Origin of the sequence: Paracoccus aeridis, assembly GCF_004923205.2 — a bacterium.
Lineage (GTDB): Bacteria > Pseudomonadota > Alphaproteobacteria > Rhodobacterales > Rhodobacteraceae > Paracoccus > Paracoccus aeridis.
In genome coordinates this window covers 39397-64753 of sequence record NZ_SELD02000064.1, presented here as the reverse complement: position 1 = coordinate 64753, position 25357 = coordinate 39397, and the positions used below count along the sequence as shown (strand labels likewise).

General features: G+C 66.8%; 26 protein-coding genes. 8 read left to right on the top strand and 18 right to left on the bottom strand.

Features of this window, described 5'->3' with window-relative positions; all coding sequences use genetic code 11:
* Together ELI80_RS14635 and ELI80_RS14630 are read left to right on the top strand one after the other, a co-directional pair.
* On the top strand, positions 1–732 hold a 732-nt coding region (locus tag ELI80_RS14635), incomplete at its 5' end, for a DNA methyltransferase (RefSeq protein WP_236641520.1).
* A 3-nt stretch (positions 733–735) separates the two neighbouring features.
* Entirely contained in the window at positions 736–3324 is a 2589-nt protein-coding gene (locus ELI80_RS14630; protein ID WP_136653055.1) for a DEAD/DEAH box helicase, read from the top strand.
* Between the two features lie 370 nt (positions 3325–3694).
* Here the strand turns inward: ELI80_RS14630 and ELI80_RS14625 are convergent, their stop codons facing one another.
* The 4 genes from ELI80_RS14625 to ELI80_RS14610 form a co-directional block, all read right to left on the bottom strand.
* On the bottom strand, positions 3695–4627 hold the full coding sequence (locus ELI80_RS14625) for a cation diffusion facilitator family transporter (RefSeq protein WP_089389211.1): 933 nt from the start codon (positions 4625–4627) through the stop codon (positions 3695–3697).
* An 11-nt stretch (positions 4628–4638) separates the two neighbouring features.
* Positions 4639–5259, bottom strand: a complete 621-nt coding sequence (locus ELI80_RS14620; RefSeq protein ID WP_136653054.1) for a cation efflux transmembrane domain-containing protein — start codon at positions 5257–5259, stop codon at positions 4639–4641.
* A 175-nt stretch (positions 5260–5434) separates the two neighbouring features.
* On the bottom strand, positions 5435–5770 hold the full coding sequence (locus ELI80_RS14615) for a YnfA family protein (protein ID WP_136653053.1): 336 nt from the start codon (positions 5768–5770) through the stop codon (positions 5435–5437).
* Positions 5767–6201, bottom strand: coding sequence for a MerR family transcriptional regulator (locus tag ELI80_RS14610; RefSeq protein WP_136653052.1), 435 nt, complete (start codon positions 6199–6201; stop codon positions 5767–5769). Before ELI80_RS14610 ends, ELI80_RS14615 begins: the two co-directional genes overlap by 4 nt.
* A gap of 91 nt (positions 6202–6292) precedes the next feature.
* Here ELI80_RS14610 and ELI80_RS14605 point away from each other — a divergent pair, with 91 nt between their 5' ends.
* The 6 genes from ELI80_RS14605 to ELI80_RS14580 all read left to right on the top strand — a co-directional run bounded on the left by ELI80_RS14605 (position 6293) and on the right by ELI80_RS14580 (position 11436).
* Entirely contained in the window at positions 6293–8521 is a 2229-nt protein-coding gene (locus tag ELI80_RS14605; RefSeq protein WP_236641519.1) for a heavy metal translocating P-type ATPase, read from the top strand.
* Between the two features lies 1 nt (position 8522).
* Positions 8523–9194, top strand: coding sequence for a methyltransferase family protein (locus ELI80_RS14600; protein ID WP_136653051.1), 672 nt, complete (start codon positions 8523–8525; stop codon positions 9192–9194).
* A 73-nt stretch (positions 9195–9267) separates the two neighbouring features.
* Entirely contained in the window at positions 9268–9858 is a 591-nt protein-coding gene (locus ELI80_RS14595; RefSeq protein ID WP_136653050.1) for an SCO family protein, read from the top strand.
* A gap of 8 nt (positions 9859–9866) precedes the next feature.
* Complete coding sequence (locus tag ELI80_RS14590) at positions 9867–10337, top strand: copper chaperone PCu(A)C (protein ID WP_136653049.1); 471 nt, start codon at positions 9867–9869, stop codon at positions 10335–10337.
* Positions 10319–10924, top strand: a complete 606-nt coding sequence (locus ELI80_RS14585) for an SCO family protein (protein WP_136653048.1) — start codon at positions 10319–10321, stop codon at positions 10922–10924. Before ELI80_RS14590 ends, ELI80_RS14585 begins: the two co-directional genes overlap by 19 nt.
* Positions 10925–10962: 38 nt before the next feature.
* Positions 10963–11436 carry a DUF411 domain-containing protein gene (locus ELI80_RS14580; RefSeq protein WP_136653047.1) on the top strand — a complete coding sequence of 158 codons (474 nt, stop codon included), beginning with the start codon at positions 10963–10965 and terminating at the stop codon, positions 11434–11436.
* A 74-nt stretch (positions 11437–11510) separates the two neighbouring features.
* On the opposite strand, the gene arsH is transcribed toward ELI80_RS14580, so the two are convergent.
* The 14 genes from arsH to ELI80_RS14505 all read right to left on the bottom strand — a co-directional run bounded on the left by arsH (position 11511) and on the right by ELI80_RS14505 (position 25348).
* The gene (gene arsH, locus ELI80_RS14575; RefSeq protein WP_136653046.1) at positions 11511–12242 is read right to left on the bottom strand and encodes an arsenical resistance protein ArsH; all 732 of its coding nucleotides are present in this window, start codon (positions 12240–12242) and stop codon (positions 11511–11513) included.
* Entirely contained in the window at positions 12235–13347 is a 1113-nt protein-coding gene (gene arsB / locus ELI80_RS14570) for an ACR3 family arsenite efflux transporter (protein WP_136653045.1), read from the bottom strand. Before arsB ends, arsH begins: the two co-directional genes overlap by 8 nt.
* Positions 13344–13781 (bottom strand): arsenate reductase (glutaredoxin), encoded by a 438-nt coding sequence (arsC, locus tag ELI80_RS14565; protein ID WP_136653044.1) that lies wholly within the window; start codon positions 13779–13781, stop codon positions 13344–13346. The genes arsB and arsC overlap by 4 nt, the downstream gene beginning before the upstream one ends.
* Positions 13778–14119, bottom strand: coding sequence for an ArsR/SmtB family transcription factor (locus ELI80_RS14560; RefSeq protein ID WP_136653043.1), 342 nt, complete (start codon positions 14117–14119; stop codon positions 13778–13780). Before ELI80_RS14560 ends, arsC begins: the two co-directional genes overlap by 4 nt.
* A 231-nt stretch (positions 14120–14350) precedes the next feature.
* The gene (locus ELI80_RS14550; RefSeq protein WP_136653041.1) at positions 14351–14608 is read right to left on the bottom strand and encodes a hypothetical protein; all 258 of its coding nucleotides are present in this window, start codon (positions 14606–14608) and stop codon (positions 14351–14353) included.
* Positions 14605–15279: a YcbK family protein gene (locus tag ELI80_RS14545; protein WP_136653040.1), complete on the bottom strand. Its 675-nt coding sequence runs from the start codon at positions 15277–15279 to the stop codon at positions 14605–14607. The genes ELI80_RS14550 and ELI80_RS14545 overlap by 4 nt, the downstream gene beginning before the upstream one ends.
* 161 nt (positions 15280–15440) lie before the next feature.
* Positions 15441–15695 (bottom strand): DUF6127 family protein, encoded by a 255-nt coding sequence (locus ELI80_RS14540; RefSeq protein WP_111432025.1) that lies wholly within the window; start codon positions 15693–15695, stop codon positions 15441–15443.
* A 53-nt stretch (positions 15696–15748) separates the two neighbouring features.
* A complete protein-coding gene (locus tag ELI80_RS14535) occupies positions 15749–16825 on the bottom strand; it encodes a DUF2793 domain-containing protein (protein ID WP_136653038.1) in 1077 nt (358 codons plus the stop codon).
* A 10-nt stretch (positions 16826–16835) separates the two neighbouring features.
* The gene (locus ELI80_RS14530; protein ID WP_136653037.1) at positions 16836–20801 is read right to left on the bottom strand and encodes a baseplate multidomain protein megatron; all 3966 of its coding nucleotides are present in this window, start codon (positions 20799–20801) and stop codon (positions 16836–16838) included.
* A gap of 10 nt (positions 20802–20811) precedes the next feature.
* Entirely contained in the window at positions 20812–21246 is a 435-nt protein-coding gene (locus tag ELI80_RS14525) for an NlpC/P60 family protein (protein ID WP_136653036.1), read from the bottom strand.
* Positions 21243–22127 (bottom strand): phage/gene transfer agent baseplate hub protein, encoded by an 885-nt coding sequence (locus tag ELI80_RS14520; RefSeq protein WP_136653035.1) that lies wholly within the window; start codon positions 22125–22127, stop codon positions 21243–21245. The genes ELI80_RS14525 and ELI80_RS14520 overlap by 4 nt, the downstream gene beginning before the upstream one ends.
* Positions 22124–22750: a DUF2460 domain-containing protein gene (locus tag ELI80_RS14515; protein ID WP_136653034.1), complete on the bottom strand. Its 627-nt coding sequence runs from the start codon at positions 22748–22750 to the stop codon at positions 22124–22126. The genes ELI80_RS14520 and ELI80_RS14515 overlap by 4 nt, the downstream gene beginning before the upstream one ends.
* Entirely contained in the window at positions 22750–25167 is a 2418-nt protein-coding gene (locus tag ELI80_RS14510) for a phage tail tape measure C-terminal domain-containing protein (protein WP_136653033.1), read from the bottom strand. Before ELI80_RS14510 ends, ELI80_RS14515 begins: the two co-directional genes overlap by 1 nt.
* Positions 25148–25348, bottom strand: coding sequence for a DUF7697 family protein (locus ELI80_RS14505; protein WP_136653032.1), 201 nt, complete (start codon positions 25346–25348; stop codon positions 25148–25150). The genes ELI80_RS14510 and ELI80_RS14505 overlap by 20 nt, the downstream gene beginning before the upstream one ends.
* Positions 25349–25357: the final 9 nt, after the last annotated feature.

Genomic DNA, 25357 nt, shown 5'->3' with positions numbered 1-25357 from the left:
CGATCACTCCCTGAACCCGGCAGGGCAGTCAGGCCGGACGCTTACGTTCTAACCAAGCCGCAGGCAATTATTCTCGACTTCTTCTCTGGCTCTGGCACGACGGCCCATGCGGTCATGCGATTGAACCGTCAGGACGGGGGGCGACGGCAATGCATCTCAGTGACAAACAATGAGGTTGCGGCCGATGAACAGGCAGAGCTTCGCGAGGCCGGCCTGCGCGCCGGAGACCCCGAGTGGGAAAAGCTGGGCATCTGCGACTACATCACGAAGCCTCGCATTGCCGCCGCCATCACCGGCAAGACGCCGGATGGAGAGGCCATCAAGGGCGTTTACAAGTTCAATGAAAAATTCCCGATGGCTGAGGGGTTCGAGGAGAACGCCGAGTTCTTCACGCTGACCTACGAAGCCCCTGTCGCCGTCAGCCACAACCTCGCATTCCAGCGCATTGCGCCGCTGTTGTGGATGCGCGCCGGATCGGAGGGGCGCCGCATCGACGATCTTCCCGCCGCCGGCTGGGACGTGGCCGACACCTACGGTCTGCTCGTCGACCTGGACCGCGCCGCTGCGTTTTGCGACGCGGCTGCCGCCCAGCCGACCCTGCGCATCGCCTACGTCGTGACAGATGACGACCGCCGGTTCCAGGCGGTGGCGCGTGCACTGCCCGACAGCGTCGAGCCGGTGCGGCTCTACGAGTCCTACCTCTCCAATTTCCGCTTTTCGATGGGCCGCTGAGCCATGAAGTTCACACTCAAGGATTATCAGGAAGAAGCCGTTCGGGAGGTTCTGGTGAACCTCAAGAAGGCCTCGCGTCGCTGGCGAGAGGACGGTGACAAGCATGCCTTCTCGCTGACGGCAACCACGGGCGCGGGCAAGACCGTCATGGCGGCGGCCGTGTTCGAAGCGCTGTTCCACGGCGACGACAACTACGACATCGAGCCTGACCCGGGTGCAGTGGTGATCTGGTTCAGCGACGATCCGTCCCTGAACGAGCAGTCACGTTTCCGCCTGCTCGAGGCGTCGGACAGACTGTCGATCTCGGACCTTGTGGTGGTGCAAAGCACGTTCCAGCGCGAGGTGCTGGAACCGGGGAAGGTCTATTTCCTGAACACCCAGAAGCTGAGCAAGTCGAGCCTCCTGGTGCGCGGACACGATCCCGATGACGAGGGGATCGAGAAGGACGGCCAGATCCGGCTGATGCCCGACAGTCGCTCCTACACCATCTGGGACACGATCCAGAACACCATCGATGACCCGGCGCTGACGCTTTACCTCGTGCTCGACGAGGCGCATCGCGGGATGCGCGCCGCGACAGGCGCGGGCGAGAAGACCACCATCGTCAAGCGGCTGATCAACGGCTCGGGACCGGTCCCCGGCATCCCGGTCGTCTGGGGCATCTCGGCCACGGTCGAGCGTTTCAACGCCGCCATGACCGACATGACAGGCCGCGCGACCCTGCCGAACGTGGTGGTGGATTCCGCCAAGGTCCAGGCATCAGGTCTGCTGAAGGATACGATCATCCTGGACGTGCCGAAGGAGGCGGGGCAGTTCGATACCGTGCTGGTGCGCCGCGGCACCGACAAGCTGAAGGAGATTTCCTCCGCCTGGGAGGCTTATGGCCAGCAGCAGGACGATGCTGGAACAGTGCTGCCCCTTCTGGTTCTGCAGGTTCCGAACGCGCCCGATCACAACGACATCGGCCGGGCTCTCGACACCATCTTCACGCAGTGGCCGGACTTGCCCGAGGATGCCGTGGCGCACGTGTTCGGGGAACACTCCACCCAGAACTTCGGCCGCCACACCGTGCCCTACATCTCGCCCGAACGCGTTCAGGAATCGACGTGGGTCCGGATCCTGATCGCGAAGGACGCCATCAGCACGGGTTGGGACTGTCCGCGCGCCGAAGTCATGGTGTCGTTCCGGCCTGCTCGGGACAAGACGCACATCACGCAGCTGCTGGGGCGCATGGTGCGCACCCCACTGGCGCGGCGGATCCCGGGCAACGAACGACTGAACTCGGTCGATTGCCTGCTTCCGTTCTTCGACGAAGCCTCGGTCAAGGACGTTGCCAAGGCGTTGATGTCCGGTGGGGACGGTGGCGACGACTTGCCGGGTCGCCGCGTGCTGATCAACCCCGTCGAGTTGAAGCCGAATCCTTCGATCCCGGAGCCGGTGTGGGACAAGCTGCTCTCGCTGCCTTCCCAATCCCTGCCGAAGCGGCATGCCCGTCCAGTCAAGAGACTGACCTCGCTGGCGCACGAGCTGGCCGTGGATGGCCTGCTCGAGGACGCTGGCAAGGCTGCTCATGCGGAAATGCACAAGGTGCTCGATGGCGCCAGAGCGCGCTACAAGGCGGAAATCGAGACTGCCCGCAAATCGGTCCTGACAGTCGAAGGCAAGAGCCTGAAGGCCGACCTGAAAGGCGGCGGCATGTCGTTCGACGACTTTCTCGAGGAAGCGGACTACGCCGTGATCGAAGACGCATATCGCAGGGCGGGCCGTGCGATCAGTCCGGATCTCGCGACATCGTACAGCGACTACCTGGCGCGGAGCGAAGGCGATGCGAACGACATGGAGGCCGCTCTCATCGATGCGCACGTCACGATCGGCGCTCTGGGATTGGTTCCCGGTATCCGAGAGACACTTGAGGCTGAGGCCGAGAAACTCGCGAACCAATGGCTCACTCGCTTCAGGGTCGACATCAAGAACCTCTCCGACGAGCGTCAGGACGTGTATCGCCAGATCCGGGAGATGAGCGCGAACCCCATGGATGTGGACTTGGCTCGACCGACGTCTTGGATGCAGCCGACGACGATCCGGGAGGCGAACGGCTCAGAGACCCCGCTGCCATCGTTCGAGCGGCACATGCTGTGCGATGAGCGTGGGATGTTCCCCGAGGACTTCAATTCCTGGGAAGGTGAAGTCGTGAAGTCCGAGCTCGCGCGGGCGGGAGCCGTCGCGTGGTACCGGAACCCGTCGCGCGCCAGCCAGGACTCGCTTGGCATCATTTACGAGGAGGGGGGCGAACCAAGGATCGTCAGGCCCGACTTTGTTTTTTTCGTTCAGCAGGACGATGGGACCGTCGCCGCCGATATCGTCGATCCGCACGGCATTCAGTTTGGCGACGCGATGCCGAAGCTCAAGGGGCTGGCGCAGTATGCAGAACGCTTCGGCGACCAGTATCGTCGGATCGAGGCCGTTGCGAAGATCGGCGACAAGTTCCGTGTTCTAGACCTGAAGGAAGCCCCGACGCGCGCGTCGGTCTATGCCGCGACAACCATCAAGGCTCTGTATGAAAGCGCGGATGCATTCGATTACTTGCCCTAACCATCACGAAGTTCGATGCCAGTTCCCTGCGGCATGGATACGGCTTTCACAACGGTTACTAATGATTTGTGGCTCAAAACCCTTCATTATCAGGGCCTTGATCGGCTTAACCAGACCCGGCGCGGTTAACAGGTCCGGAGAATATCGGCCCGGAGAGAACGCGTATGCGCCTTTCGGGGCGTGGGCCGGTTAACAGCCTCACCCGCATAACCCTTGAAAACATCAAGAAAATCCGGCCGCAGCCGGATCGGGAGAACGCTTTCGCGAGGGCAAGTGGCGGAGGGGATGGGCCTAAGATCCAACCCTCTCCACCCTAAGTCATTGTTTCCGTTATAGCGATCTTGGGATCGTTACCACACTGCAGCTCGCATCAGTCCGCATCCTCCTTTCCTCCATGTCCATAGAGGCTAGCATTCTGGTGGGCCCGATCTTGTCGCTCGAACTCGAGCGTCGAGTGCGTGATGCCAAATTCGCTCTCAAGCGCCCGCTTTATCGCGTGCTTGATGTCCTCGAGGCGATCCCATGCATTCACCTCGACCACCACATGTGTGTCGAGCGCAGCAGCATGCTCTTCCATCTGCCAGAAATGGGCGTGGTGGATGTCAGCCACCCCGTCGATGCCACGCATCGCGGCGACAACCGCGTCGTTGTCGATGTCCGGCGGGCTGCCGAGCATCAGGGTCCGGATCGGCCCACCGATCTCGGTCAAAGCCAAGTAGAGGATATAGAGCGCGATGCCGATGGTGATCGCCGGATCGACCCACCGCATGTCGTAAAGGATGATCAGCGCGCCACCCACGATCACGGCGACCGATGCCAGGGCGTCCGACAGGTTGTGCAGGAAAAGGGCACGGATGTTCACGCTGCCCTTCTGCATCGAATAGGTGAGCAGCGCCGTCAGCGTGTCCACCACCAGCGCGACACCGCCGAGGATGACCACAGTCCAGCCAGCGACCTGGGGCGGGTCGATCATCCGCATGCCGCCCTCGTAGATGAGATAGAAGCCAACGAGGATCAGCGTGGTGTAGTTGATCAGAGCGGCGACGATTTCGATGCGGCCGTAACCGAAGGTCATCCTCTCGTCAGCGGGCCGCCGCGCGATCTTGCGCGCAGCGAAGGCGATCACGAGGGACGCCATGTCGGAGAAGTTGTGCAGCGCATCGGCGATCAGGGCGAGGCTGCCGGACAGGATGCCACCGACGATCTGGGCGACCGTCAAAAGCGCGTTCGCCCAGATCGCAATGGAAACCCGTCGGTCGCCGGACTTGGGGTCGATATGTGCGTGGCCATGGTCGTGAGACATCGTGTTCTCGCTTAAGTCTTGCCGTCATCTTGATGGACCGCCTTGTGGTGCTCGCCATGCGCGTCGCGCAGGATTTCGATACCGCCCCAGGCGGCGACGCCGGCGACCGCGATACCGACCACCAGATCGGGCCAATTGCTGCCCAGCAACCAGACCAGACCGCCTGCGACGAGAATCCCGCCGTTCGAAATGAAGTCATTGAGACTAAATGTGTTAGCCGCTCGGACGTTCACGTCGGGATCCTCGAGCCGACCAAGGAGCCAGATGCAGATGCCATTAACGACCGCGGCAATGAGCGCCATGGAGATCATGAGCGGGCCGAGTGGTTCGGAACCGGTGTAGAAACGGCGGACGGCATCAATCAGGATACCGGCCGCGAAGATCAGCAGCAGCCCCCCCGACACGTTAGCGGCCGCACGCTTCCATTTGTCCGAACGAGACAGGGCGAAAAGGCTGATGGCGTACACGAAGCTGTCGGAGGTGTTGTCCAGACCGTTGGCGATCAGCGCACTGGAGTCGCCCAATGCACCTGTCGCAAAAAAGCCGATGGCGATGGCCGCATTCAGCAGCAGAACCGTCCTGAGCGTACGGCGCTGACGTTCATCCGGATCCTTTGGCAGTTCTTTGGTCATCAGGTTCGCCTCCGTTCGTGCTGGCCGTCGGATCAAGGCGGCCTCATTTGCCCTGCATGCGCAAGCCACTCGATCCCCGCCAGAAAAGAGGCAGCTTGCTGCCCAAGAATCGGCCGAGAGGCAGTTCTAGTTCCTCTAGTCACTAGAGATTCAAGGGCTGCGCGTGGATTTATGTCTAGACGCCGCGCGGGGCGAGCAGGATCAGGGCCGCGCCCGCAAGGCAAACGACGCCGCCTGTGAGATCCCAGCGGTCGGGTCGCTCGCCTTCGGCCAGCCACATCCAGAGCACGGACGCCACGATGTAGACGCCTCCGTAGGCTGCGTAGGCGCGCCCGGCGAAGGCCGATTCGATCTGCGCCAGGAGCCAGCCAAAGGCGATCAGGCTCGCAACGCCTGGAACCAGCCAAACCGCTGAGGCGCCGAGGCGCCACCAAGCCCAGATCGCGAAACAGCCCGTAATTTCCGCCAGAGCCGCGGCGGCATAGATCGCCAGGGTCGGCAGCGCCGTCATTCGGCGGCCCCGGACGTCCTGTGGTCTTGCGCGCAATGTGAATGATCGCTCAGCACCTCGATCACGCGGCAGTCGGCCACGGTGCCCTGTGCGCACTGCGCGATCATGCGCTCGAGCTCTGCCTTCAGCGCCATGAGCCGCGCGATCCGGGCCTTGACGGCGGTGAGCTGTTTCTTCGCGATGACGTCGGCGGCTGCGCAGGATTGATCGGGCTCATCGGAGAGGCTCAGAAGGTCCCGGATAGCGTCCAGCGGAAACCCAAGCTCGCGCGCGTGGCGGATGAACGCCAGCCGATCCAGTGCCGACTGCCCATAGAGCCGCTGGTTTCCGGCGCTGCGCTCCGGCTCCGGCAGGAGCTCGATCTGCTCGTAGTAGCGGATCGTCGGAACCTTTACGCCGGCCGCCTTACCCAACTTTCCGATGGTGAGCATCAGATTGCCTCTTGAAGCTATAGCTACTAGAGACCTTACGTTCCCGACTCAGTAAATACAATGTCGCCCGCTGGGCGGGTGGAAGGGCGTGATGACGGCGAGCGACAGTGCAACCTACGAGTGGACGGTTTCCGGGATGGACTGTGCGTCATGCGCCAGCAAGGTCCGGGGTGCGGTCGAACGCCTGCCCGGCGTGAGCGACGTCGATGTGGCGCTGATGACCGAGCGGCTTCGGCTGACTCTCGATGAAGGGCAGACCCCTCGCGACCAGATCGAGGCGATCGTCAAGCGGCTCGGCTACGGGATCGCAGCGAAAGGATCGAGCCCCGACAGAAAACGCTTCGTGCTGCCGGAGGGCGAGCAAGCGTCCCGTGCGGACCGCTCGCGGGATGGCGCAGGACTCGAGCCCGACACTGCATCGACAGAGCCCGAGACCGGCCCTGCGCCCGGTTCGCGTTGGTATCGAACTGCGAAGGGCAGACTGGTGATCGGCACCGGGCTCCTCCTCACGGCGGCATGGGCCGTGAAACTGCTCGCTTCCCAGGACGTGGCGACCTGGGCATTCGTCCTCGCCACGCTCATCGGGGTTGCGCCAATCGCGCGCCGCGCCGTGGCGTCCGCCCGAGCGGGTATGCCGTTCACGATCGAGATGCTGATGACCATTGCCGCCACCGGCGCGCTCGTCATCAATGCAGCAGAAGAAGCGGCGCTGGTCGTCTTCCTCTTCGCTGTCGGGGAGGTTCTCGAAGGCGTGGCGGCGAACAAGGCGCGCGACGGGATCCGGGCGCTCGCTCGCCTGGTGCCGAAGACTGCGCTCCTGGAGATCGGCGGCAGGACACGGGTGATGCCGGCCGACCAGTTGCAAGTGGACCAGATCGTTCTGGTGCGCCCGGGGGACCGGGTCCCGGCAGACGGCGAGGTGATCGAGGGCACTTCGGGCGTCGACGAGAGCGCCGTCACGGGGGAGAGTGTGCCGAAGCTGAAGGAGCCGGGGTCCCCGGTTTTTGCAGGCTCGATCAATTCCGAGGCGGCGCTGCGTGTCCGGGTCACGAAGTCGGCCGAGGACAACACCATCGCCCGGATCATTCGTCTGGTCGAGGAGGCAGAGAGTGCCCGCGCACCGACGGAGCGCTTCATCGATCGTTTCAGCCGTATCTACATGCCCGCAGTCGTCGGGGTTGCGGTGCTGGTGGCGATCATTCCGCCCCTCGCGTTCGCGCAAGCCTGGGATACGTGGATCTACCGCGCGCTCGCGCTGCTGCTCATCGGATGTCCCTGCGCGCTGGTGATCTCGGTGCCGGCTTCCATCGCCTCTGCGCTTTCTTCCGGCGCGCGGCGTGGGCTCCTGATGAAGGGAGGCGCCGTGATCGAGGCTGCGGCGGCGATCACTCATGTTGCGTTCGACAAGACGGGGACCCTGACCCGCGGACGGCCGCGCGTCACGGACGTGGTGCCGATCTCGGGATCGGAGACGGAGGTGCTGGCGCTGGCTGCCGCCGTCGAAGCGGGGTCGAGCCATCCTTTGGCGGAGGCGATCCTGGCACGCGCAGAAGCGGCGGAAATTGCGCCCTTGGTCGCATCGGCCGCCAAAACGCTCCCGGGCCGGGGGGCCGAGGCGGTCGTGGAGGGTGACCAGGCATGGGTGGGCTCGCCACGGTTCGCGGAGGAGCACGGTGTGCTCGACGGCAGCGCACGGCGGAGGGCGGCGAGCCTTGAAGACGAGGGCAAGACGGTCGTCGCAGTCTTCCGCCGGAGCGAGCTTGTCGGGCTCATCGCGCTTCGGGATGAGCCTCGAGAGGATGCCGCCCGTGCGGTCCAGCAGCTGAAGGCGCTCGGCGTGAGTTCGGTGATGCTGACCGGCGACAACCGACGCACAGCGGCAGCCATATCAGACGGCCTCGGCATTGAGTACCGCGCCGAATTGATGCCCGAAGACAAGGTCGCTGCGATCCGCGAGATGGCTGCCAAGGGCCAGGTGATGATGGTGGGTGACGGCATCAACGATGCCCCTGCGCTTGCCTCCGCCAATATTGGCGTGGCTATGGGCTCCGGTACGGATGTCGCGCTTGAGACTGCCGATGCCGCGATCCTGCGCAACCGGGTAACCGATGTGGCCGGCAAGATACGGCTTTCCCGGGCGACCATGGCCAACATCAGGCAGAACGTGGTGATCGCGCTCGGCCTCAAGGCGGTGTTCCTAGTGACGACCATCCTTGGCATCACCGGGCTCTGGATTGCAATCCTCGGCGATACCGGCGCGACGGTGCTCGTCACGCTGAACGCGCTGCGGCTTCTCGCTTTCGATCCGGAGGAGACCTGAGATGCTGTCTCCGTTCGGCTGGTCGGCGCTCGCCGTCCTTGCGCTCTATCTCGCGCTCTTCTTCTGGGGCGGCGTATTGGCGGCCCGGGCCGCGGGGCGGTCGATATGGCTATTCGGGCGGGCGACCGGACGCGACCGTCTGGCCGCTGCGGGTTTTCGCGCCGCCTTCGCTATCGCCTTCCTCGGGCCACTGATCTGGCTGGCATCTCCGCCAGTCCAGAACGCCGACCCGTTCTGGGCCGACGGCGGGCTGCCTCTTCTGAGCTTCGCCGGACACCTTCTCGCCATCCTGGGCGCGATCATCGCCTTTGCCGCTCAGATGTCGATGGGGGCGTCCTGGCGAGTGGGTGTTGATCCGGCCGCGGTTGGTGAGCTCGTTTCCGGCGGCCTCTACCGGATCAGCCGCAACCCGACCTTTCTGGGCCAGCTACTGCTGCTCGTCGGAATCGCCCTGGCCATTCCTTCTGTCCCGACGGCGCTGGCGGCTCTCCTGTTCTGGGCCTCGGCGAGCACTCAGATACGGAGCGAAGAACGTCTGCTCTCCCAGGAGCTCGGCAGGCCATACGACGAATTCAGGGAGCGCGTCCCTCGGTGGGCCGCTTTTCGGCACTGGGGCGAAGGATCAAAATCAGCATCCACTCGCAATACCCATATCGCCGAGATCAACGGGTAGTGAGCCGGCAGAACTTGAATCCCGACAGGCCGAAGCCTCTAAGGCTTTCGATGGCATCGAGGCGAAGGAATAGATGACGTTGAGAAAACTGCAGATCGCACTTTGGGCAGCGGTAGCGCTGGTCCTGATCGGCACTGCCGGCTTCATGCTCGGCGCGCGAAACGAAGAGCCTGTCGCAGCGGCGACCTTTCAGCCGAGCTTTGCCTTGGCCGATGCTGCGGGACGGGAGCGCACGGACGAGGAATTCAGGGGCAAGTATCTTCTCGTCTTCTTCGGCTTCACCAACTGCCCGGATGTCTGCCCGACGACGCTGGCCGAGGTGGCGCAGGTGATGGACGGGCTCGGCGAGGACGCGGCGCAGGTGCAGCCGCTGTTCATTTCGATCGATCCCGAGCGCGATCGGCAGATGGGGCTTTCCGAATTCACGGAGGCGTTCCATCCCTCGATCCTCGGGCTTGCCGGCACTGCGGATGAAACGCGGGCCGCCGCCGAGAGCTTCAAGATTTTCTACGAGCGTCAGGAGGCCGAGGCCTCCCCCGACGGCTACAGCATGTCGCACAGTTCGGCCCTTTACCTGATCGGGCCAGAAGGCCACTGGATCAGGCAGTACAGCTACGGGACGCCAGCATCGGAAATTCTGGCCGACCTCCAGACGAGATTGTGAGGCAAACAATGAAAAGATTGGCGATCATCCTGGCCCTTCTCATCGCCGCGCCCCCCGCCATAGCATGCGAGACCTTCACGACAGGCGATATCACGGTGGAGCAAGTCTGGTCGCGTGCCTCTATCGGGACGCAGCGGCCGGGTGTGCTGTACATGATGATCCGCAACGAGGGGGCAGCCGACGACGCGTTGATCTCGATCTCGACGCCAATTGCGGAAAAACCGATGCTGCACGAGACGACAGTCGAGGATGGCATCGCTTCGATGCCGCACGCCATGCGAGTCCCTGTGCCTGCTGGGCAGACGGTGGAGCTTCGCCCCGGGGGCTACCATGGCATGCTGATGGGCCTGACCGAGGCGCTGGAAGAAGGCGCGTCCTTTCCTGTCACCCTGACCTTAGAGGAAGCCGGAGATCTGACGGTTTTGGCCGAGGTGCTGTCGATGCGGGCCGAGGCGCCGGAATGCGACGCCGCCCAGTAATTCTCGGTCTCGGTGCTGTTGCCGGAGGCTTGGCGTTCACGCTCGGACTCGGCGCATGGCAAACCCGCGATCGGGAGATTGTACAACAAGATCCACGTCTGCCGCTGCCGCTCTCGTCGATGGACTGGCGTCTGGTTGATCACCGCGGTGAATCCGTTGTGCCGGCCGACTGGGTCGGGCGACCGGCGCTGGTGTTCTTTGGCTTTACCTGGTGCCCCGATGTCTGCCCGACGACGCTTATCGATATTTCCGGCTGGCTCGAGGATCTCGGTCCCGAGGCCGACCACCTGACGGTCGCGCTCATCACCGTCGATCCGGAGCGCGATACGCCGGAAGTGCTGGCGGAGTATCTCGGCAACTTCGATCCCCGCATCACCGGACTGACCGGCGACCCAGAGCAGATCAGGGCGGCCGCGGAGGATTTTCGCGTGCGCTATGAGAAGATCCCGCGAGAGGATGCAGACTACACGATGAATCACACGGCCGGCGTGTTCCTGTTCCATCCCGAAGGACGCTTTGCGAGCATCATCGACTTTCACGAGGACAGGCGGCACGCCGTTCCCAAAATCCGGCGCGCCCTGAGCTGAGAACGAGGGCGAAAGCCGTACGCCATAAGGAGGACCCAATGAATTTCAATCTATCTCGACGTGACCTGGTGTTGGGCGCCTGCGCTGCATCTCTGGTGGCTCCCTTCGCTGCGCGGGCTGAAGCCGCGCTGGCCGTGCACGTGGTCAAGGGCACTGGCTGCGCCTGCTGCACCGCTTGGGCCGAGTACCTGCAGGCGGAAGGATTCGATGTCACCGAGGAGGAACTTTACGGAACCCTGCTCATCCGCCACAAGCTCGACCATGGCGTCCCCCAGAAGATGATGTCCTGCCACACCGGACATGCTGGGGGGTATGTCCTTGAAGGCCATGTGCCGGCTGCCGACATCCGCCGCCTCCTCGAGGAGCGGCCTGATGCCGTGGGTCTGGCAGTTCCCGGCATGCCCTACGGTTCACCGAGCATGGGTCCGGAGGATAAGCGCGAGGCCTATGACGTCTTTCTGATCCGCCGCGACGGATCGACAGAGGTGTTCTCGAGCTACGAGGCAGCGTGACCAGAAATTTACCCGGCCAGAGAACGATTCCGCTGCAGTCCAAGGAGCCCGCTAGCCTTCCATAGCCCACGCGGTCAGATCGAGCGCTGGTTGACGCGCTTCGACAGCTCTGCAGCGCTTTCCACCCGCTCCGAATATCGGTCGGTCAGATAGGCCGAGCGGCCGCGCGTGAGATGGGTGAACTTCATGAGTTCCTCCATCACGTCGACGATGCGGTTGTAGTAGGGGGAGGGGCGCATCCGGCCGGCGTCGTCGAACTCGCCCCAGGCCTTCGCCACCGAGGACTGGTTCGGGATCGTCACCATGCGCATCCAGCGGCCGAGGATGCGCATCTGATTGACCGCGTTGAAGCTCTGAGAACCGCCCGACACCTGCATCACCGCGAGCGTCTTGCCCTGCGTCGGTCGAACTCCGCCGAGCGACAGCGGGATCCAGTCGATCTGCGCCTTCATGACGCCCGTCATCGCGCCATGGCGCTCGGGCGAGCACCAGACCATGCCCTCCGACCAGGTCGCGAGCTCGCGCAATTCCTTCACCTTCGGGTGGTCTGGGTCTTCCGCGTCCGGCAGCGGCAAGCCGGACGGGTTGAAGGCGCGGGTCTCGGCGCCGAACCAGCGCAGCAGGCGCGCCGCCTCCTCCGAGGCAAAGCGCGAGTAGGAGCGCGTCCGGAGCGAGCCATAGAGCATCAGGATGCGCGGCGGGTGCGTGGGCGCGCCCGGCGCGGCGAGCGCGGCCATGTCGATCGGCCTGAGCGAGGCCGGGTCGATGTTCGGCAGATCCTCGATCGGGACAGGATGGTCAGCCATGCCGCGCACCTCCCGCATCTGCCGGAAAGTGGTGTCGTGTGCGGTTGGCGATGGCGACCAGCGACAGCATGACCGGAACCTCGACGAGCACGCCCACCACGGTGGCGAGCGCAGCCCCGGATTGCAGGCCGAACAGGCTGATCGCGACGGCGACCGCCAGCTCGAAGAAGTTCGACGTGCCGATCAGCGCGCAGGGCGCGGCGACGTTGAAGGGCACGCGCCACGCCCAGGCCGCCGCATAGGCGAGCGCGAAGATGCCGTAGGACTGGATCAGGAGCGGCACCGCGATCAGCGCGATCAGCAGCGGCTGCTCCAGGATGATCTGCCCCTGAAAGCCGAAGAGCAGCACGACCGTCGCCAGAAGGCCGATCACCGAGACCGGCTTGACCGTCGCCGTGAAGCGCGCGACCGCTGTCTCGGCGTCCGTCCCCCGGCGGCCCCGCGCGAGCCACTGGCGTGTGGCGGCGCCGGCGGCGAGCGGGATCAGGATGTAAAGTCCGACCGAGAGTATCAGCGTCTCCCACGGCACGACGATGTCGGTGACGCCGAGGAGCAGCGCCACGATCGGCGCGAAGGCAAAGATCATGATGACGTCGTTCACCGACACCTGCACCAGCGTGTAGGTGGCGTCGCCCCGCGTCAGCTGCGACCACACGAATACCATCGCCGTGCAGGGCGCGGCGCCGAGCAGGATCAGACCGGCGATGTATTGCTGGGCATCGGCCGGTGCAATCAGATCCGCGAACAGGACCTCGAAGAACAGAACGGCGAGGCCCGCCATGGTGAAGGGCTTGATCAGCCAGTTCACCACGATCGTCAGCACGAGCCCTTTCGGCCGATCGCCGATGTGGCGCAGGCTCGCGAAGTCGACCGCCACCATCATGGGATAGACCATCGCCCAGATAAGGACGGCGACGACGAGGTTGACGGACGCGACCTCTAGGCTGGCCAGTGCCTCGAACAGGCCTGGAAGCACGTTGCCGAGCAGCAGCCCGGCGGCGATGCACAGCGCCACCCAGACCGACAGCCACTTTTCGAAGAAGCCGATGCCGGCGGGCGGCGCTGCGATGGCCTCGGCCGTGGGCGCATAGGTGTCGTTGCTCATCGGGCGGGGCTCTCGTTTACGCGGCGCCCGTCGGCGTCCACCACGCGTTCGCCGTCCTCCTTGCGGAATTCGCCCTGCTGCGGAGTCGGCAGGATCTCCAGCACGGCCTCGGACGGACGGCAGAGCCGGGTCCCGAGCGGGGTCTCGACGATTGGCCGGTTGATGAGGATGGGATGCGCCAGCATCAGGTCGATCAGCTCGTCATCGGAGAACTTCGGGTCGTCCAGCCCGAGCTCGTCGTAGGGCGTGCCCTTCCGGCGCAGGAGATCGTGCACCGGAATACCCATAGCGGCGATCAGCGCCACGAGCCGCTCGCGGCTCGGAGGCGTCTTCAGGTATTCGATGACTTCCGGCTCCTCGCCGGAGTTACGGATCAGCGCCAGCACGTTGCGCGACGTGCCGCAGTTGGGATTGTGATAGATCGTGGTGGTCATGCGGTCTCTTTCCGGGCGGCGGCCGTCAGGGGAGCGATCCCGCAGGCTGCCGGATCGCCAGCGCAGCAGTGGCGGGTCAGGTAATCGATCAGGCCTGTCATGGTGTCGAAGCTGGCCGCGTAGATGAGCGAGCGCCCTTCGCGCCGGACGGTCACCAGCCCGGCATGCTTCAGCTCCTTGAGGTGGAACGACAGGGTCGCCGAGGGAAGATCGAGCGCCTCGCCAATCCGGCCCACTGCTCGGCCCTCCGGGCCGGCCTCCACCAGCAGGCGGAAGATGTCGAGACGCGTCTCCTGCGAGAGCGCGGCCAGCGCCGCTAAGGTATCTTTCTTCTCCATGTCTCCACAATATTGGAGATATAAGGGACAATCAATCCCCCGAGTGCGGCAGCTCAGCGCCGATCTTCGCTGGCCCTGCACGCCCGTGCCTGCTCGCGCAGTACGACATAGTCGCTCATCATCTCCGCCAGCACCGAGCGTTCCGGCAGCAGCAAGAGCTCGTCGGCCGCACGCGCCTGGAGACCGCGACTGTACTCCACGACCGGCGGGCATGCAGAGATGCCACCCGTCTCAGAACCGGCCGTCGCGCAGCCGCTTAGCAAGCTCGTCGCGATCACGAGGGCGGCGAGCTGCCGCTTCCAGCATCTGGCGTTGGACATCATTGGCTTTCTCCGCGGTCGCAAGGCGTTCGGCGAGGCGTCCCGCTCGCTCGCCGGACCGCCGAAGCGCAAGCAGGAACAGAAGCACGGCGAGCGCGATGGCGCCGTAGCGCAGCGCCGCCCGCATCCACGAGCTGGCGGCGAACCCGGTCAGGAGCGCGGCGATCACCGCCGCCCCCGCTTCCAGTCGTCGAGCCGGGCGTAGATCGTGACGCCGATCCCGCCGAGCGCCACGGCGATGAACACCCAGCGAAGTGTGTCGAGATACGGCACGAGCGGCAGGATGGCGGACTGGGTCTCGGCCAGGACGCTCTGCGCGACCTCCACGCCCGCAGCACCCAACGTGGCGACACCGGCCGCCCCGCCACCCTTCATGGTGCGGCTCTCGGCCAGCACTTCGCGCGCGGGCGGCGCCTCGGCTGCAAATGCCGTCGCCCGGATTGGGAACCGCTCGCCCCACTGACGCGCCGGGCCGAGGTCGACATGGATGAACCCCGAGCGCGGATAGAAGCCGAAGCCGAGGAACCCGACCTCCCGCGCCGCCGCCTCGAAGGCGACCGGGTCGTGGTTCGCCATGGCGATGTCGAAGGCGGCGCCGTCGAGGTGCTTGGAGCGGATGGCGCCACCCACGGCACGGTTGTGCTCGGGGCTTCGATAGGCCGAGCGGACGATCAGCGGCTTGCCCAGCCGGTCGCGGAGCGCTTGCAGCTTGTCGAGCGCGGGTTCGTTGATGAGCAGCTTGCCGGTGCCGCGGCAGGCGATCTCGGCCGGGCTGAAATTCGGCCAGCGCCAGGTGCTCTCCGGCACGTCGCGCCAATGGCGGTGGAAGGTCGTGGTCATGGTGATCCTCCGAAAACGAGTTTCCGGCCCCTCGCAGGGCTCGGTGCGTTCGCCGCTTGGGAAGGTCCACTGGACCTTCCCGTCTGCCTGTCAGGCAGACCACGGCTCACCCCGCCTCGAGGGCGGGTCATTGCGGGCTGATGAATGGGGATGGGGCGCGACTACGGGCTGCCGCCGAAGATCTTGAGCTTGATGGCGATGCCCGCGAGCAGCGCCAGCATGACGCCGGTGGTGATCATGCGGACGGCGGTTTGCATCGCGGTGCGGCGCACCAGCCGGATGCAATCCACCAGGGAGCGCAGATCGCGGATGTCGAGCGCGGCTTCGTCGCCGTCGAGCCCGACATCGGCGAGCGCGCGCTTCGCGCCTTCCTCGGCCGCCCGCGTCAGGATCGCCTCGAACTCGGCGTCGGGCATCCGCACGAAGCCTTCGGATCGGGGTGGTGACATCGGGATCCTCCTTCCGCCGCTCAGCCGATCTTGCAGCCCCAGAAGGACGTGTGATCGGCAGCGAAGTAGCCGTCCGCGACCCGGAAATACCCCTGCAGCTCGACGGTATCGCCGGCGGTGAGCGCCACCATCGTCTGAAGCCAGAGTGCGGTGGCCTCGGAGACATGCGCGCCGCTGATCTCGCCCCGCGAGCCGCGGATCTCGGACGTGCCGTTCAGGAAGAGGCGCCCGCTCATCCGCGCAGAAGCGCTGGCGTTGATCTTGTAGAGCAGCGTCGCGCCGAAGAGATAGGTGCCGTCGACAGGCGCCACGAAGTGGTTGTTCGCGGCGTCGAAGGCCCCCTGATCGTTGTAGTCGGTGTTGTTCAGGCCGATCTTCGTCCAGGTCCCAACGCCCACGTAGTTGTCGTAGTTGGTGTACGCCTTGAACCGCGGCAGCCGGGGCTGATCGACAATGCCGGTGGCGTTGTCGACGCTGAGGCCGTCGAAGAAGGTGCTGCCGTCAGCGGAGACCGCGAGCCGGAAGCGGTCCGACCCGAACAGCCCCACCAGCGCCTTGGTCACGAAGCCGGTCTGCAGCGTGAGCCCGAGATCGTCGCCAGCGGCCTCCTTGTTCATGGTGTAGAACAGATCGCCGGTGCCGCCCTCGGCCGCGGTCTTCGCCGTCCAGAGCGCGGCGTTCAGCTTGGCCGAGAACGGGTTCGACGCATCCGCGGTGGTCCCGAGCCCCAGCAGTGCGAGGTTCTGCAGCGATGCCGGGGTTGTCCCGACCCAGCCCGCGCCGTCATAAACCAGCAGCAGCCCCTCGTCCTCGACCCACGCCCGCCAGCCGGTCCGAGGCGGCAAGCGCAGCCAGGCGCCCTCTGTCCAGAGCGCCACGTTCAGGTCCCAGCCCGCCCAGTCGTCCGTCGCGCCTGAGCCCACGATGTAACGGTCGCCGTCGGCGGGGCTCGCCGGGGGCGCTGCCAGATCGCGATCGAGAACCGAGAGCTGAACGAGCCCGTCGAGGATGCGCAGCGCCTCGTTGTGCGTGATGTGCTTCTGTGCCTGCGCCGCCAGGATGTAGGGCAGCAGGAGATGGGTCGTGGCGTCGGACATGGGATGGCCTTCAGAGGGTCAGCGTGACGGTCTTGGGCGCGCCCCGCCCGACGAGGGCGGAGAGCTGATAGATACGGATCTCGAGCATGTCGCCGGGGTCGAGCGGACCGCCCCAATCGGCGGTCTGCTGGGCGGCCGTGTAGACCGCGCTGGTCGTCGTCGTGCTCAGCACCCGCTTCACGGTGGCACCGTCGAGAATCTCGACCTCGTAGGCTTCGAGCTCTTCTCCGAGCGGCACTTCGAGCCCGCCCCAGCTGTCGGCCGCGAGCGCACGGGAGCGGCGGGTCCAGCGAATCGTCAGGTCGCCGGGTGTGCGAGGCTTGCGCCACGGCTGCTCGACATGAGCGACCGAGAACGGCCGCAGCCCGACGCCAGCGGGCGTGAAGGCCTGCGCCACATAGGTCTCGTCGCTCACCGGGCGGCTCGCGGGGCCGATGCGCCAGTTCCAAGGCAATCCGAGATCAGCCTCAGCGATGGGCAGCGACGCAAGCGCGGTGTCCAGAACCACCACCGGCGCGCCTGCAGGCGCCGGGTTGCCCATGGCGCCCTCGGTCCCGCGCTGGCCGCGCAGGAGCCGGGTCAGTCGATATCGACCGGGCGCCAGCAGCTCGGCCGCGCCCGCCTGCACGATCTCCCAGACGCCCGGCGCGCTTTCGATGGCGAGCGCGTTGGCACCGCTAAAGAGGGTCAGGTCGGTAACGCTCTCCAGCGTGCCGGTCAGCAGATCGACCACCAGCGCATTGCCGAGGTCGAAGCGCGAGGTGGGCCCGGCGTAGAGGTCGGAGACCAGCGCCCCCATCAGGGCGCGGCTGCCGAACGTGGTCAGCAACTCGAACCCATCCGTCGAAGGACTGCGAAACACCGCCATCTCGCCCGGCCACGGCACGGCGTGCGCGGCGACCAGCGGCCGATGCGCCGGCTGGTCCTCGGTCAGCTGCGGCAGGTCCATCAGCACCGCATCCGGCGCGCCGAACACGACGGCGCGGGTCAGCGACGCCGCACGGGGATCGCCGGGCGGCAGATCGTAGGTCGCCCGGTCCTGGCGGACCGCCTCGATGCCGCGCGCCTCGGCGTCGGCGATGGAGACGAGCCGCAGATCGACCGGCCGCCCGTCATGCGCGAGCCGGATCGCGTCGGCCGGATCGAGCGCGAGGCGCGAGGGTGGAAGACGGAACGCCGCCGTCTCGCGCCCGACCCATGCCTCCATCAGCGCGCGGCGGCAGCGTCGCTCGGCCTCTTCGGGCGGCACGGCAAGCGGGAAGGACTCCGAGGCAATCCTCGTCGTGTCCACGGTGATGCGCCTCGCCTCGACGAGGGCCGCGTCGTAATCCTCGTCGGCCCGGGCGATCTGCCATTTCAGCGCCTGCGGCAGTTCCGTCTCCTGGCCTCGCGTCAGTTCCAGCAGGTCGCCCTCGCGGGCGGCCACCAGATCGTCGGGCGCAAGGGTGGCGACGGACGCCCGGCCGCGCATGACGAAGCGGATCACGCCCTCGGTCTCCACCGCATCGAAGCCGAAGTGGCGCGACAGCGTGGTGATCGAGGCGCGCGGGCTTTCGAGCGCGGTGATGGCGTAGCCCTCGACCGCGCCCCAAAGCCCGGTGACGTCGATCCGGGACTCGGGCAGCCCGGCGCGCAGGCAGAGATGCCGGACCAGCGCGGCGAGCGACACCGCGCCGAGCCGCCCGGTCAGCCAATGACCGAGCCGCCAGTTCGCCCCGTCCGTCCAGACATCGGTCAGCGCCGGAAAGAACGGATACGGCCGCGCGTCCCAGGTCCAGGCGGCGCATTCGGGGACGTGTACCATCCGGCCGCCGTAGACCGAGGACAGCGGGTTGTTCGCGGCCTCGCCCCACCAGAGATAGGTCGCCTCCAGATACGCCCGCTGGATCGCGTCGTCGCGCCAGCCGCGCGAGAAATGCGGCGTGAAGCTCTCTGACGACTTCGGGTCGAAGAAGACGTTGGGCTGGTTGGTGCCCCGGTCGATGGCGGGACATCCGAGCTCGGTGAACCAGATCGGCTTGGACTCTGGCGTCCACGCCGTCGGCGTGCCGACCTCCACGCCGCCCGGCCGGTCGTAATGCGCGTTCGACCACCAGGCGCGTAGATCCTTGTAGCGGAAGACCCACGGCTTGCTGGCGGCACCATCGGTGATCGCGGTGCGGACCTGCGCGGCGCGGTCGGCCGCGCTGGCATAGAACCAGTCGAAGCCTTCGCCGCCCGCGATGTTCGCCTGCAGGTAGGCCCGGTCGTAGATCGCGGGCCAGCCCTCGGCCGCGTCGAGATGCTCGAACCCGTCCCGCCAGTCGGAGAGCGGCATGTAGTTGTCGATGCCGACGAAATCGATCTCCGGATCGGCCCAGAGCGGATCGAGGTGGAAGAACACGTCTCCGCTGGCATCGCCCGGCTGGTGGCCGAAGTATTCCGACCAGTCGGCGGCATAGCCGATCTTCGTCCCGGACCCGAGGATCGAGCGGACATCCGCGAGGAGGTCCCGGTAGGCCTGCACGGCCGGATAAGTGCTGGCGCCCGATCGGATCGTGGTCAGCCCTGGCATCTCGGTGCCGATCAGGAAGGCGTCGACGCCGCCCGCCGCCGCACAGAGATGGGCGTAGTGCAGCACCATGCGCCGAAGCCCCCAGTCGACGGGCGTGCCGGTCCAGCTGACGCTCTCGCCCGAGACGCTGAAGCTGGCAGGCGTGGCCGCGCCGAACAGCGCCGCGACCTGACTTGCGGCCGTGGCGGTCTTGTCCACCGTCCCGGCGAAGCCAGCGGCAGGCGAACAGGTGATCCGCCCCCGCCAGGGGAACGCGGGCTGCCCCGTCTCGGCGGCATTGTCGGAATACGGGTTCGGCAGCGTGTTGCCGGGCGGCACGTCCATCAGGATGAAGGGGTAGAAGGTGACGCGCAGCCCGCGTGCCTTCATCTCCTGGATCGCCTGCACGACAGCGAAGTCGGACGGCGTGCCGCCATAGACCGGGCGGTCCTGATCGTCGCGGCTGACGAGGAAGGCGTTGGCGCGGCTGACGCCGTTGACCGACCAACTGGCGGGTGTGGTCGACTTGGCGGACACCTCAACGCCGGGCCGCACCTTGCAGGAGCCTGCCCGCAGGTCGTCGCCGAACCACGCCACCACGAGGCTGACGCTCTCGACCGCGGGCGCCATCGCCTGCAGCCGGTCGAGCGCCTCCACCATGTCGGTGGAGTCTGCCAGCGCGTTCAGGTTCTCGGGCACCGTCGCGCCGCCATCGGTCTTCCGGATGGCCTGTGTCGCGTAGGTGAACTCGCCCGAGGCCGGGATCATGGTGACGGCGCGGGTCAGCCCCTCGGCCGTGTCGGGATCCGCGAGCGGGCGGAACACCTCGAAGGACAGCTGCGGCAGCCGGTTGCCATAGGTCGAGAGCGCCAGTTCCTCGAAGACCACATAGGCCGTGCCGCGATAAGCGGGCGTGTTGGCCGCGCCCATCTTCGCCTCGATGAACGGATCGGCCGTCTGCGCCTCGTCGCCGGGATACCAGCGCCAGGTGACGCCCGAGAGGTCCATCGGCTTTCCGTCGGCCCAGATGCGCCCGATCCCGGTGATCGGCCCCTCGCACAAGGCGACGGCGAAACTGGCGGAGTAGAGATACTCAGTAGTCTTGACCTTGCCGCCCCCGCCACCCTTGCCGCCTCCCTGCGTGGTGGTCTTTGTCTCCTCGCGAAAGTCGGTCGCCCAGATGATGTTGCCGCCAACGCGCATCCGGCCGTAGAGCCGAGGGATCACGGCTCCCTCAGTCGAGGACGTGATGCGCAGACTGTCGAGCCGCGCCCCTTCGATCCGTTGCGTCGGCGCCAGCGACGAGACGATCCAGCTGTCGACGACCGAGCCGATGGTGGAACCGATGAAACCGCCGATTGTGGCGGCGCTGACGCCGAGGATCGCGCCGCCGATCGAACCGCCTATGGCGGCGCCGGCCGCGCCGAGAACAAGGGTGGCCATGTCGGGGGTCTCAGCGTTGCGGAAACAGGAAGGCGAAGGCGATGCGCCGCCGCCATGCTGCCGTGAGCGGTTCTTCGATTACGCCGAGCCGCTCATAGGCGTGGAGGAAGGTGTCGGGGCCAGTCAGGATCCCGACATGCTTTGCGATGGCGCGCGGCATCATACGAAACAGCACCAGCGCACCGGGAGTGGCATCGGCCGGAGCGATCTCGGGCATCATGCGGCGCGCGCCTTCCGCCAGCACCTCGTGCGGGCCGGTTTCGCCCCAGTCGCGGCTGTAGGGCGGGATCAGGAACGGCTCCGGCCCTACCACCTCGCGCCAGACCCCGCGCGCCAGACCGAGGCAATCGCAGCCGACGCCGCGGAGACTCGCCTGGTCGTGGTAAGGTGTGCCGAGCCACGCGCGCGCCGCCGCGATCACCCGCTCCGGATCGGCCGGCGTCATAGCACGCCCCCGTCGTGGCCGCCGTCCTTCGTGGCGTACCGGAGAACGGCGTCATGGCCGGGGATGTGGGGGAAACCCCGGAAACTGGCGGTGTTGGCGAACTTCGCGCCACAGGTTTCCATGCGCTTGTCGCAGCCCGCACGGATGGTGAAGGCGTTGCCCTCTGCGATCGCGCGCACTGGCGCTTCGAGCAGGGTCAGACAAGCGATGCCGTCCGTGACGTCGTGGCTCAGCACTTCCGTCTGACGCCCCGCGTTCGCGCCGCTCGTCCAGTTCAGCGTGCCGAAGGTGAACCAGCCGGCCTCGAAGCCGGAGAGACCGGAGGCGGTGAAGGCGCGGTCGCGCAGGAGGTCGATCACGGCGCCCGTGCCCTTGAAGGCCGGATCCTCGAGATCGACGCCGCAGCGCGCGTCCCCGAGCGCGGCATCGCAGGTCGCCTGGAAGGTCCGTCCGACCGTCTGGCCCAGCACATGCGCGAGAGAGCGGACCTCCGCGACGAAACCGAGCCGCCCGCGCCGAATCTGGCCGATGGCGCCCCGGCGCATGAGTACGCGCTGGCTCGTGTCGGCCCAGTTCACGCGCCAGACATCGACCTCCGCGTTGTCCCAGCGCCCATCGAGGATATCGGTCTCGGTGATGCGGTCCGAGGTCAGCACCCCCTCGGCATCCTGCGCATCGACCGACAGGTCCGATCCCGACCGCACCTCGGATGCCGTGAGCCCGCTCTCGGGCTCGAAGTCGGTCCCGTCGAAGCTGAGCGTCCGGTCGTGGTCGGTGAAGCCGAAACTCGCGCCATCGGCGCGCGCGATACGCCAGCACCAGGCAAGCGTCGTCGTGCCATCTTCGAGATGGGCCTGCAGGGCGGGAGCGAGGGCCTTCATCGGCGCAGTTCCAGAAGCGGGATGGAGGTGATCGAGCCCAGCCGTTCGAGGTCGAGCGTCACGTCGAGCGCGTCGGTGTCGAAGCGGACCGGGACATCGAACTCGATGCCTGCGGTGATCGCGACGCCGGAACCCGGCGCGGTGGTGAAGGTGATGACGCCGGTCGTGGTGTCGACGGACCAGCCGGACCCTTGCGGCGCGCCATTCAGGGCGATGGTGACCGAGCCCCCGACCGGCTTGGTGATGGTTCGCACCCACGACTGGCCGCCCGAAGCGTAGTGCTTGACCAGCTGGAAAGTCGTCGTCGCACCGTCGCCAGTGCCGATCACCTGGTCTGTCGGGGCCGGTGCTCCCGAAGGCAGGCAGGATTTGTGATCGCCCCAGTCCTTGAATCGGAAGCCATGCAGGCGGCCGTTCCTCGCCTCGAAGAAGGCAACAACGGCGGCGAGATCGTCCGCGCGGCGGATGCCGTAGGCGACATCGTAGCGGCGGCGCGAGTTGGCCCAGCTGGCGTTGCGCTCCTCGTCACCCGACGCCAGTTCGACGATCTGGGTGCGCCGTTCGGGCCCGCCCCGCGCGCCCCGGCTGATGTTGTCCGGAAACCGGACCTCATGGAACGCCATCACATGCCCCTTCGGCCGAGCGAGACCGCCCGGGCGATGTCCGCCGCGACCTGCGTGCGGGATTGCCGGAAGCTCTCGGCGTCGCGCGCCATGATGGTGACGTTGATCCCGCCGCCCGTGCCGAAGCTCTGTGCCTCACGCCGGGAGAGCACACGCTCGCCGCGCTGCAGGATCGCAGGCACCTCGTCGTGGCGAAGCCCGGCCACGCCACCGCCATGCATCCCGGGCGCGGCGGCGAAGGCCATGGCCGGGACCATGCGCGAGGGGCCGGACGATCCGACCATGCCGCCCGCGTGCAAGATATTGGCGAAGATCCCGCCCGCGCCACCAAGTGCGCCCGAAAGCGCGTTGGCGATGGGACCGAGGATGAAGCGCCGCGCCGCCAGCTGGGCGAGATCGGCGAGCAGCGAGGTGACGAGGTCTCGAAAGTTTAGCTTGCCGGTCTTCACGAACTGGCCGACGGCGTTCTCGGCCGACTGGAAAGCGCCGACGAGGCTCTGACCGATGTCGCCGCCGATCTCGCGGGCCTTGCTGGCGTAATCCGACAGCGCCGCCGTGACCGCCCGCCAGCTGGTGACGGTCGCCTCGGCGTCAGGTTCAGCGGCGGCAGCCGCCGCGCCTGCGGCAGCGCCGGCATCGGTTGCGGCCTGTCCGGCGCCGTCGAGCGCGGTCTCGAACCGCTCCGCCGCGGCCGTGGCCTCGGCCAGAGCATCTGCGCCGTCCTCGTCGGTGCCGCGCACCGCATCCCGCAGCGCCTGCCAGCTTTCCAGCGGGGCGCGCGCCCCTTCGGCCAGATCGCGCGCGGCGCCGCGATAGAGGTTCGTGGACTCGAGCGCCCTGTTCGCCGCCTCGGTCAGGCCGAGATCGGGCGCGGTGAGCGGGTTGTCCTGGAAGGCCCGGTCGAAGGCCGTCTGCGCCGCTGTCGTGGCAGCACTGGCCGCACCCTCGAAGCGGTTCTCGATCTCGCCGAGGTCGAGGTCGGGCACCAGCGAGATACGCCGTTCGGACCCGAGCGCTTCCAGCCCCTGGTTGATCCCGCCAATGAAGCCGTTGATGCGCGAGACCACGCCGTTCAGCATCGCCTCGACGCCGTCGACCAGGCTGTTGGCCGCCTGGAACGCCATATCGCCGATGGCGGCGGGCAGCAGGCCCCAGATCGCCTTGATCGCCTCAAAGGCGCCCTCGAAGGTGTTCGCCGCCGTGTTGCCGAACGCCACGACGCTTTCGATGGCGCTCTGCATTCCGGAGGCGGCGTCCGCCTTCAGGTCGAAGAACATCGCAGTGGCGGCCGCGCCCGCCGCCGCCGCGCCCATCTTGATGCGTTCCCAGACCTCGACCGCGACGTCTTTCAGCAGCGACATCGCCTCGCTGAAGCCGCCCGCGCCGGAGACAAGACGGGTGAACTGGTAGACAAGCTCGCCCGCGCCGACGATCAGCGCGCCGATGCCGGTGCGGATGAGCGCGCCGCGCAGGACGACGAGCGCGGTGGCGAGTCCACGGACAGAGAGCGCCGCGGCGGCCATGCCGGCGACCCAACGTCCCGCGAGGAACGCGGCGAAGGTGGCGGCGTAGGTCGTCAGGCGGCCGATGTTGTCAAAGAGCCCGCGGATGGCGATGCCGAGCGGGCCGGTGCGGCTGGCGACCGCCGCCATGGCGTTGGCGACGGCTTCGAGCGCCGGTGCCGCGGCGACGGCCAGCTGGTTCGACAGCCCGCGCCAGATCAGACCGAGCCGGGAGATGGCGTCGTTCGTCCGCTCGATCTGGTCGGCGTCCTGCTCGGAGACAACCACTCCGAAGGCTAGGACGTCCTCCGTCGCCTGGCGCAGCGTCGCCGTGTCGATCCGGCTCATCGCGATGGAGCCTTCCTCGCCGAACAGCTGACCCGCGACGGCAGCGCGTTCAGCAGCGGGCACGAAGCTCTCGATCGCCGCGTTGATCGCACCCACACGCTGGTCCAGCGGCAGCGCGATCAGCTCGGTGGCCGAGAGCCCCAGCCGGTCGAGCGCGTCGGCGGCAGGGCCGGTTCCGGCGGCCGCCTGGCTGAGACGGCGCGTCAGATCCTTGGTGGCCTGCTCGATACCGGACATCGAGACACCGGCCAGCTCACCCGCGCGCTCCAGCGTCTGGATCGAGGCGACGGTTGTGCCGAGGGACTGCGCGAGCTTGGCCTGCGCATCCACCGTCTGCAGGCCGGAGCGGACCATGGCAACGCCGGCAGCCGTGGCGGCAGCGACCGCAGCTGCAGCCGCCACACGCACCCGGCGCGCGAAACCGGCGAGCCGCGTGTTCGCCGCCTCCATCTCCCGGCTCAGCCGTCCGAAGCCGCGCGACCCGGCCTCGCCGACACCCTCCAGCTCGGCGCGCACCTGGCGTCCGCCCACGGCCGCGAGGCGGACGCTAACCCGTTTTTCCGCCATAGGAGTGATCCATCTGTTCGTTGAGCTTGGCGACCATGACCGCCTCGATCACGGGAAGAAGTTCGGCCATTGCGAGCGGCGGCACGCCGAGCGCGTTCCCGAGCGCCAGCGCCGCCGAAAGGTCCCAGCCGATCACGGCGCCGGGCAGCACGCGAAGCTGCCCGCCGAGACGGCCGACCAAGTCCCAGAC